Raw genomic sequence first — 9,440 nt, forward strand, 5'->3', positions numbered from 1 at the left:
CAGGCTTTACTTCTAGTGGCGTGCGACCGAACTCTGACTTACCCGTCTGGGCGACAACACCGGCAAGGGCTGCTGCCATCGTCTGGAAGCCGTAGCAAATGCCAAAGGTAGGAATTCCAAGTGCAAAGATTGCCGGATCGACCTTAGGTGCGTGATCTGCATAAACCGATGATGGGCCGCCAGAGAGAATGATTGCCTCAGGATTCTTGGCACTTACCTCTGCTGCAGTAATCGATGAAGGAACAATCTCTGAGAAGACGTGTGCTTCACGAACTCGACGCGCAATCAGTTGTGCATACTGCGCACCGAAATCTACGACGAGAACGCCATGGGGCGTATTACTTGCCATGGTGCATCACTACATCAACGCGCTGGAATGACTTCACATCTGAGTAACCACAGGTAGCCATTGCCTTGCGGAGCGCGCCGAAGAGGTTCATATCGCCAGCAGATGATTGTGAAGGCCCAACGAGAACTTCTTCGAGAGTTCCGACTGTTCCTACATTAAAGCGACGCCCGCGTGGAAGTTCTGGGTGGTATGCCTCAGATCCCCAATGCCAACCAAGACCTGGGGACTCAACTGCCTTTGCTAGAGCTGATCCCATCATGACTGCATCTGCGCCACATGCAATTGCCTTAGCGATATCGCCAGAGCGACCCACTGCACCATCTGCAATAACGTGAACGTAACGCCCGCCAGATTCATCGAGGTATTCGCGGCGCGCAGCGGCAACATCTGCCACTGCAGTAGCCATCGGAACTTCGATGCCGGTAACCGTGCGAGTTGTATGCGCTGCACCACCGCCGAAACCAACGAGAACACCAGCAGCACCTGCGCGCATCAAATGGAGTGCACCAGTTGTAGTCGCTACTCCACCAACAATGACAGGAACATCAAGTTCGTAGATAAATTTCTTGAGGTTAAGTGCTTCCCCTTCTGCGCCAACGTGCTCGGCGGAAACAGTTGTTCCGCGAATCACGAAGATATCCACGCCTGCCTTGATCACGGCATCATGGAGTTCGACTGTGCGCTGTGGTGAGAGAGATGCTGCAACCGTGACACCGGCATCGCGAATCTGCTGAATACGTTCTTTGATCAACTCTGGACGAATCGGTGCAGAGTAAATTTCCTGCATGCGGCGCGTTGCATGCTTTTCTGGCATGGATGCAATTTCACCTAGTGGAATGCGTGGATCGTCATAACGAGTCCACAGTCCTTCAAGGTTGAGAACGCCGAGGCCGCCGAGCTTTCCGATAGCAATTGCAGTCTCTGGTGAAACAACAGAGTCCATTGGAGCTGCAAGCAGTGGGAGTCCGAACTTATAGGCATCGATCTGCCAGGCAAGACTGACCTCTTCCGGGGTGCGTGTACGACGGCTTGGAACAATTGCAATATCGTCAAAAGAGAAGGCTTGGCGTGCGCGCTTACCTGGTGCGATTTCGATCTCCACTTACGCCTTCTTTCCATAGTTCGGAGCATCTGCAACATCGAGAACATCGTGTGGATGGCTCTCTTTGAGACCTGCTGATGTAATTTGAATCAGGCGGCCTTCACGGCGAAGAGTCTCGATATCAGGAGCGCCGGCATATCCCATGCCGCTGCGCAATCCACCGACGAGTTGGTGAACAACGGATGCAACAGTCCCCTTGTAGGCAACTTTGCCTTCGATTCCTTCTGGAACCAACTTATCCTCTGAAAGCACGTCATCTTGCATGTAACGATCTTTAGAGTATGACTTCTTCTCGCCACGTGATTGCATCGCACCGAGTGAGCCCATGCCACGATAGCCCTTGTACTTGCGACCATCGATTTCAAAGAGCTCACCTGGTGATTCTTCACAACCTGCAAGTAGTGAACCGAGCATCACTGTATGCGCACCGGCAACAATCGCCTTAACAATGTCACCCGAATATTGAAGTCCACCATCTGCGATCAATGGAATGCCAGCTTTGTTACAGGCCTTAGAGGCTTCCATAATCGCTGTTATTTGTGGAACGCCCACACCTGCGACAACTCGAGTTGTACAGATTGATCCTGGACCGACGCCAACCTTGACTGCATCTGCGCCGGCGTTGATAAGTGCTTGTGCGCCAGCACGTGTTGCAATATTGCCACCGATGATTTCAGTTGTTGGTGAAAACTTCTTAATGCGTGCGATGGATTCGAGAACTGCGCGGTGATGACCATGTGCAGTATCTACAACAACAACATCAACTCCAGCATCAATCAGCGCCTGTGCGCGAGCAAATCCGTCATCACCTACACCGACTGCAGCACCTGCAAGGCCAACGTTTTTCACCAGCTTGACGTGGGCGACTTGTTCTTCGATAGGAAGGTTGCGGTGAATGATTCCGATACCGCCGGCCTTTGCCATTGCGATCGCCATCGCTGACTCGGTAACGGTATCCATTGCAGAAGAAACTAGCGGGACGGCCAATGAGATATTGCGGGTCAACCAGGTCGAGGTGTTGACCTCGGATGGGACCAAATCGGATGCATCCGGCAGGAGCAGAACGTCGTCGTAAGTCAGGCCAAGGAGCGCGACCTTCTCTGAATCGATGGTCATCTACTCTCCTTCAAGGCTATGCGGTGGGTAATTCTAACCTGTCAGTTAGAGGCCAACGGCCCGCTGAATCTCCTCGCAGGCATTGCCTAGGCCCATGACCAAGGTTCCATCGCTACATTCTTCTGGATCCCAGCCAGGACCACCGAGGATTATTCGAGGAGCTGGGCGAATGACCGGTAGATTGCGATAGAAATCAGGGTGTGCATTTTCAGGTAAGAGCGCCCAGAGAAAGATTGCCGGTGGCGCGACTCGCGAAACGGTCGCTGCAATTGCTTCAAAGGGCGTGCGGGCTCCAAGGAAATGAGTCTTAATTCCCACCTCACAGAGCGCCGCCTCAAGGGCATGCAATGGGAGCGAGTGCAGCTCTTCTCCGACGGCGGCGAGAATTACTGGGTGCGCATTGGTGGGTGACTCACATGCTGCAGAACGTTCGCGAAATACTTTCTTCAACGTTTCAGTGAAGGCATGTTCAATCTCAATGCCCTGTCCAGTCTCTTGCCAGGTCTCGCCGATTTCAATCAGCGTTGGAACAATGATTTCATGCCAGGCTTCTTCAACGCCATGAACTTCTATTTCGGTGCGCAGAGTCTCTTCAACAAATGCAATATCAAATGCTTGGAGAGCTTTATTTAATCCGGATACGACATCGTCGCGCACTTCAAATTCACGAACAATCTTTGTCAGCTTTACTGCGCCTTTTGCTTTCTTCGCTTTCTCAGCTGCATCACTGGGCGCGACACCTGCGCTAATCAGGCGACGCATCAAAGTGAGCTTCATCAAATCTGCCGGGCAGTAACGGCGGTGCTCGCCTGCTTCATGGGTTGATGGCCCGAGGCCATATCGTCGATCCCAGGTACGAAGTGTTGCTGGAGCTACCCCGAGACGGCGAGCAACTGCTGCAACGGTGAGGAGCTCCTCATCCTTCTTCGTCTCTGCCATGGCGCAAGGATGGCGGAGAGTGCGTCAACTCACCAATTGAAATTCGGACATTTTGGACTCGACAGGGAATATGAACAACGTTTGGAGCGTTGGCACTTGAACAACCTATGAATCGGTTGTACTGTCAGCAACCTACGGCAGGTTCAGTAGTCAACGAAGTACCGCAGGTAACTAAGGAGAGAACTATGAACATCAGCGCACAAGCACCACGTCCTATCGCTTCAGAATGGGATTGGCAGTACGAAGGCGCGTGCCGTGGAATGGATCCAGAGATGTTCTTCCATCCTGATGGAGAGCGCGGTCCCCGTCGCCGCAATCGCGAGAATGCTGCCAAAGCGGTTTGTGCATCATGCCCAGTAATGCAGCTCTGCCGCGATCACGCCCTTGCAATCCAGGAGCCATATGGAATCTGGGGCGGACTCTCTGAAGATGATCGTGCTGCAATCTTGTCACGTCGCGGATTTACACGGATTTCCGAAGCGTCATAAGTTTGCAGTAACAAAAGAAAACCCCGCCTCGCAAGAGACGGGGTTTTGCTTTTCTATCAGTTAAGCGCTTGCGGGCTTTGAGATACTCCATGAAATTGTTACCGATGCATGACGTGCACTTGGAATATTATCTTTCTCAAGCCCTGGGAAGTTCAATGAATAACTTCCTTTAAGTCCAAGCTTTCGCATCAAGTCGGCAACATTCTTTGCCCGGTTTGTTGATAGGAATTTAATATCTCCAGGGCGTGGATTTGGTTGTACCCAACCAACAACACTCACTGTGATTTTAGAATTGCTATCTGCTTTAGCCAATGCTGCCTTCACATTCTTTGCAATTTTCGCAGCCTCAGCCTTAGTGATGACTACTGAGTTCATACCAAAGTAGACTTCAAATCGAAGTTGCCCAGGTTGAACTGTCGCAACTGCAGGTACCAAGGTAATTGGCACCGCAGCCGTGCGCTCTCGATTATCAGGCGTTACGCCTTCCGCCTGGAAGGTGTGATCGCCTTCTGGGAGCGCCTTTGGCATTGGAAGCGTTGTGGTGAAGTTACCAAAGGCATCAGTCATCACCGCTCCTAACCAGGTAGGCGTTGAGTAGACAAATACATCGACCTGGCTAAATGGCTTGAATCCGGTACCGCTCGTTGTCACGGTATTTCCCTTTTCAATAACCACTCGAGCAGTACTGTCAGCAGTATTTCCTTCTACAAACTTGGTAGTGGAACTAATCGCGAGCGACCAATCTGGCGCAGAGACGATGATTCCGGTCTTTGCCGTATTTGGAGTTACCGTAATTACCTCCGCTACCTGGCCCGCAGTAAGAAGGACTGGCGCGTTCTTTGCAGTAGGGATTGCAGCTGGTGCAGCTTCCTTAGCTGGCTTTGAAGGTGCAGGTGGCTCTTTCACTTCTGGAGTCGCAGGGTTATTCGAGTTGCCTGGAGTAGCTGGAGTTGGATTCTTAGGATCCACCGGCTTGGTCTTTACCAAAATCGTAACCTTGGTTTCAACTTCATCGATATTTGGATCGGTTGGTTTCAACTTTACATTGAGCACATGTGATCCAGGTGGAAGAACTGTTCCTGGAGCAGGATCGTATTCGAGCGAGCCAGGAACGCTTCCCTTTGCATTTAATTCATCCGCACCCAGTGGCTTTGGGTTGAAGATAGGGAGAGGGTTGAACCAAAGAATAGTTGCCTTCTTCTTTGCTGGCTTGACTTGAATCGTTACCGTAGTAGTCAACGGCTCATAGTTGACACCGTCAGTTGGAGTACAAGTCACGCTCAGGGTGTGAGTTCCCTCTGGCAATAACGTCCCGAGAGCCGGTGTGTAAACACAAGTGCCTGGCACGCTATAAATGGCGTTCAGTTCGGCGCCTCCCAATGGCGTCCCGACAAAAATCGGATTTGGATTCTTCCAATTGATAGTTGTCTTCTGCTTTACAACCGGTGCAGGAGTTGAATTGTTATTGCCATTGTTGTTATTACCATTATTGCCGTTGTTTGCAGCAGCCACAGTAAAGGAGCCTGCTACATAGCTAATTGTGTAATTTGTAGCACTCGCACCTGAGCATGAAGTTGATTCAGTTGCTCCCGCAGAAGATGAGGTTGTGTACGAGGTGATACATGTTGGCAGTACAGAGAGGACAGAACTGGTTTCAGAATTTACAAACCCAGAATAACTTGGAGTGATTGTTGGGACTGGATCTCCAGCCGTTACTCCGGTTGGAGAAGATGCCGTGATGACAAGTGGCGCCGCCAAAACAGTAAAGGATTCGATTACATCTGTGGCGGGACCATACGTTCCATTTCCAGCTTGGCTTGCTTTCAGTTCACAGATTCCAACACTGAGCAAGGTAATGCTTGCTCCAGATACAGAACTGCTCGGCACAGTACAGATTGAAGTTGTGTTACTGACAATTGTGACTGGAGTGAGGCCACGATTGGAAGTCACAGTACCCGTTGGTGTATTTCCATAGGTTTTATTGCCAATAGTTGTCCATGTGAGAACCTGACTTTGCAAGCTGGTAATTGTGTAAGTTCCAGTTGCGTAGGTGATGTTGTAATTAGATGCGCTTCCGTTGCTGAAAACTGCAGCAGATGGCGTAATTGTGTAACTTCCATCGGCACTTGGTGCTGTCGTCGAATCAGCATAGCTACCAGATGAGAAGTTATAAGTCACACTACTGATGTCATTTGGGCTTACTAGGGCTCCATGTTGGAAAGTAAACGTTGGAGTAGGGTCGCCCGCATTCTTACTCTTGTTATCAGCCGTAATTGTCAGTGGCTTTGCGGTGACCGTAAGGGTGTCACCTACGAAGATCAATTGATATCCGGATGGAAGAGCGAGGCTTCCAACAAGGATTGGGTAATCACCCACGTTCTCGCCTGACGAACGAGAGAGGGTGCCGGTAAATGTGTCTCCTGCCTTGAGGGCAGGCGTAGAGGTGTACGTAAGTGTCGGATCGTTAGCGCCAAACTGCTTCGACTTAGGAGTAGCCGTTACCGTAACTACCTTTTGATTAATTGTGAGATTTGCACTCTGGTACGTGACTGAATAGTTGTTACCAGGGGTTACGGTATTTTGGCTAATGAGGTACGTGCCGACTGACTCACCTGAAGCTCTAGATAGAGTTCCTGTAAATGTATCTGAGCCAATCAATGCACCAGCTGTAATGGTGTAAGTCAGCACTGGATCGGAGTCCCCGTAAGACTTTGACTTACCGGCGGCAGTGATCGTGATTGCTGCTGGCGAGATTACAAATGACTGAACTTTCTGAATAGCAGGCTCGTAATAGGTTGAAGTACCGCCTTTGAGGCCGCCAGCCTGATCCGCCGTGATGGTACATGTTCCGGCTTTCAGAATTGTAATTACTCCTGATGCACTGACCGTACATACATCGGGAGTTGTGGAGCCATAGGCAATTGTCATTCCGCTATCGGATGTTGGAGCGATGAGAGGTGCCAAATCGCCGTAATTGATATCTGAAATTGGCGCGAAAGTGATGACCTGAGGATTGTAGGTAGTCATCGTAAACTGCCTGATCTCAGGGGCATATACATAAGTTCCACCCGTTACAAGCTTTGCGCGAACTCTGTAGTAAATCGTATTTCCCGATCCAATAAATCCCGAAAGCCCGTAATTCGGGTCAGTCATGTTGATGCTGAATTGAGTTGGGAAAGCGCCACCAAGCTGCAGATAGGGGTTATAGGTCGTCTGCGCAGAGTTGCCGTTGTAGGGCTGAGATGGGTCGTCGGTTAAGAGGACAGTTACGGTATCGGTTCCAGTTTTCCAAACCAACATTTCAACGGTGACTGGGGTCAAGTTCGGATCGATAGTTCCATTAAGTGTGGCATCTGTTGTGGATACATTGGAAGCAGGATCTGTGGTTGCAACCGGTGTTGATACAGGCTGGGTAGTAACAAATGAAAGAATTTGCCCGTAAACGCTACCTACTCTAATCCTGAAGTAATACATAGTGCCTTCGCTAAGCCCTGTCAGACTCGAAGTAAGCGCATATGGCGAATTACCAGAGGTAGTTGTTCCCACATTGACAGAGGTAAAGGTTGATAGCGTTGAAGATGTGCCCCACTCAAAATAGATTGTCTGACCTGAGTTTGAATTAGGGTCAACCGTTCCGTTGATTGTTGCGGATGTATTTGCAACAGATGTTGCTGGATTAGTTACAACTTCTACAGGTAGAACGGCATTTGTGGTGGTGGCAGTGTCAAGAGTTGTGTTTCCACATACACCACTCGCAGTAGTCAATGAATAGGTAGATGCGCCTGAACCAATCACAGTACTTCCGACGTAGGCTACTGCGCTATTTTGAAATGAAATGCCAGCAGATGTAGTACAGGCAACCTTCTCGATCATGGAATAAGTAATTGTTTTTGAAGTACCTGCATTAACTGTAACTGGTTGACTGAAAACCAATTGGTTGGAAGAGTTAAATGATGGTTCAGCAGTGGCAGCACCAGAGAGTCGAACAGAATTTGCCACATAAGTAAGCGATGTTGGCGGGCTATCCACGACTTGATCGAAGGTAACTGCAGAAGTACCGGTGTTATTAAGCGTCAATGTGTAATTGAGTTGAGTTTTGCCAGATGAGTATGAGACGGTCGATGAGACTGATTTTGCAAGCGTCGCAGATACCCGGAAGGTAAGCGTCGAGCTCAAAGTGGCGAGTGCTGATCCGCTTAAGTCGTTGTGTTTTACCTGAGTTCCGCTGGAAATTTGCGCAACCGGCTTGATATCAACATTTGAGGTAATTGGGCCAAGAACTTTGAAGTAATAAATTACTTTGTACCAAAGTTTAGAATTTGAGCCACCGCCAATTGTTTTGAGGTTCTTAACGCGAAGAACATCATTTTTGGTTGCAATCAAGTCACCTGCATTCATAGTTTGTTTGTCATAGAAAAGAGCAGTTGTAGAAATAAGCCGCAGCGAAGTAGATGGCCAAGAAGAGCGAGCGGTAGGTGAGAACCAAATCATGTCGCCATCTGTGGCGTTACCTTGACCGATTGTTCCCGTGGCTCCAGTTTCGGTAATGGTAAATGTTTCACCCAAATTTAAGGATGTCGCTGAAGAACTCACTGAATTCACTTTGTTGGCAAGAGCTTTGATCGTCTCGGCAACTTTGGTAAAGGTGAATTTACAACTATAAAGTTCGGTAGATGTTGTAAGTCCCGGTTTACCATCATAAACATGAAGTACGTGAGATTGGGATGTTGAAGTACTAGAAGGGGCTTTGAGAAGAAAGAATGCTGTCTTGGTCTCGGAAGAAATACTTCCAAGCGAGAACTCGGCATCAGCTGGGTTCGCTAACGAGACAACTCCACCAGAAAATGAATCTACTTTTGCCCACACATTACTTTGGTTTGTCGTGGAATTAATTTGATATCCAACGTAAGAAGCATCGACATTCTGGCCTTGACCAGAATCGATGTAAAAGATCGTGCTATGGGTTGCTGTGGCGCGAATTCCACCAGAGCTATAGCTTCCATCACAACTATCAATGCTGGTTGCGGAAGCTAACGGTGTGATTAGCGTGAGCAATCCGAGAGAAAGTGAAAATGCCGTAAGGAACGAGGTTACTTTTTTCATGGAGCCATCTTTCGGTGGTCGGGCCGCCCCCTAAAGTCAGGGGGTGAGAACTGGGGTGAAGCGATGGCTCAACTATACCGAAAGTCTGAAAAGGGCTATCTATTGAGGGTGAGAAAAAGCCCCTGACTATTGAAAGTCAGGGGCTTCCCCTATCAATTTCTCCTTAGTGCGAGTGTCCTCCTGGACCGTGGCTATGGCCATGACCGGTCGCTGCAGGCTCTGCCTCAGCCGGACGCTCGAAGACAACTGCCTCAGTTGTAATGAACATTGCAGCAATAGATGCCGCGTTAGCAAGCGCCGAGCGAGTTACCTTTACTGGATCGATAACGCCATCCTTGCGGAG

The 9,440-nt window shown here is 49.5% G+C and carries 6 protein-coding genes and 1 pseudogene; 1 reads left to right on the top strand and 6 read right to left on the bottom strand.

What is annotated here, in order from left to right; genetic code table 11:
- The 4 genes from ACKOVI_RS04550 to ACKOVI_RS04565 form a co-directional block, all read right to left on the bottom strand.
- Positions 1-349 (bottom strand): glutamine amidotransferase-related protein (locus ACKOVI_RS04550; protein ID WP_509602867.1); only part of this gene is annotated, 349 nt, incomplete at its 3' end.
- Complete coding sequence (locus tag ACKOVI_RS04555; protein ID WP_509602868.1) at positions 339-1,451, bottom strand: GuaB3 family IMP dehydrogenase-related protein; 1,113 nt, start codon at positions 1,449-1,451, stop codon at positions 339-341. The genes ACKOVI_RS04555 and ACKOVI_RS04550, both read right to left, overlap by 11 nt.
- Entirely contained in the window at positions 1,452-2,567 is a 1,116-nt protein-coding gene (guaB, locus tag ACKOVI_RS04560; protein ID WP_509602869.1) for an IMP dehydrogenase, read from the bottom strand.
- Positions 2,568-2,612: 45 nt separating this feature from the next.
- A complete protein-coding gene (locus tag ACKOVI_RS04565) occupies positions 2,613-3,506 on the bottom strand; it encodes a MerR family transcriptional regulator (RefSeq protein ID WP_509602870.1) in 894 nt (297 codons plus the stop codon).
- Positions 3,507-3,691: 185 nt separating this feature from the next.
- Here ACKOVI_RS04565 and ACKOVI_RS04570 point away from each other — a divergent pair, with 185 nt between their 5' ends.
- Positions 3,692-3,994 carry a WhiB family transcriptional regulator gene (locus tag ACKOVI_RS04570; RefSeq protein WP_509602871.1) on the top strand — a complete coding sequence of 101 codons (303 nt, stop codon included), beginning with the start codon at positions 3,692-3,694 and terminating at the stop codon, positions 3,992-3,994.
- Positions 3,995-4,054: 60 nt separating this feature from the next.
- Here the strand turns inward: ACKOVI_RS04570 and ACKOVI_RS04575 are convergent, their stop codons facing one another.
- Together ACKOVI_RS04575 and groEL are read right to left on the bottom strand one after the other, a co-directional pair.
- Entirely contained in the window at positions 4,055-9,097 is a 5,043-nt protein-coding gene (locus tag ACKOVI_RS04575) for an MBG domain-containing protein (RefSeq protein WP_509602873.1), read from the bottom strand.
- Between the two features lie 163 nt (positions 9,098-9,260).
- Positions 9,261-9,440 (bottom strand): annotated as a pseudogene (gene groEL, locus ACKOVI_RS04580) (chaperonin GroEL); the annotation flags it as partial.

This window comes from Candidatus Planktophila sp., assembly GCF_046070465.1.
In the GTDB taxonomy this organism is placed as follows: domain Bacteria; phylum Actinomycetota; class Actinomycetes; order Nanopelagicales; family Nanopelagicaceae; genus Planktophila.

Coding starts and splice junctions, on each gene's coding strand:
- guaB (WP_509602869.1), bottom strand. CDS start 2,567: ATGACCATCGATTCAGAGAAGGTCGCGCTCCTTGGCCTGACTTACGAC.
- ACKOVI_RS04565 (WP_509602870.1), bottom strand. CDS start 3,506: ATGGCAGAGACGAAGAAGGATGAGGAGCTCCTCACCGTTGCAGCAGTT.
- ACKOVI_RS04570 (WP_509602871.1), top strand. CDS start 3,692: ATGAACATCAGCGCACAAGCACCACGTCCTATCGCTTCAGAATGGGAT.
- ACKOVI_RS04575 (WP_509602873.1), bottom strand. CDS start 9,097: ATGAAAAAAGTAACCTCGTTCCTTACGGCATTTTCACTTTCTCTCGGA.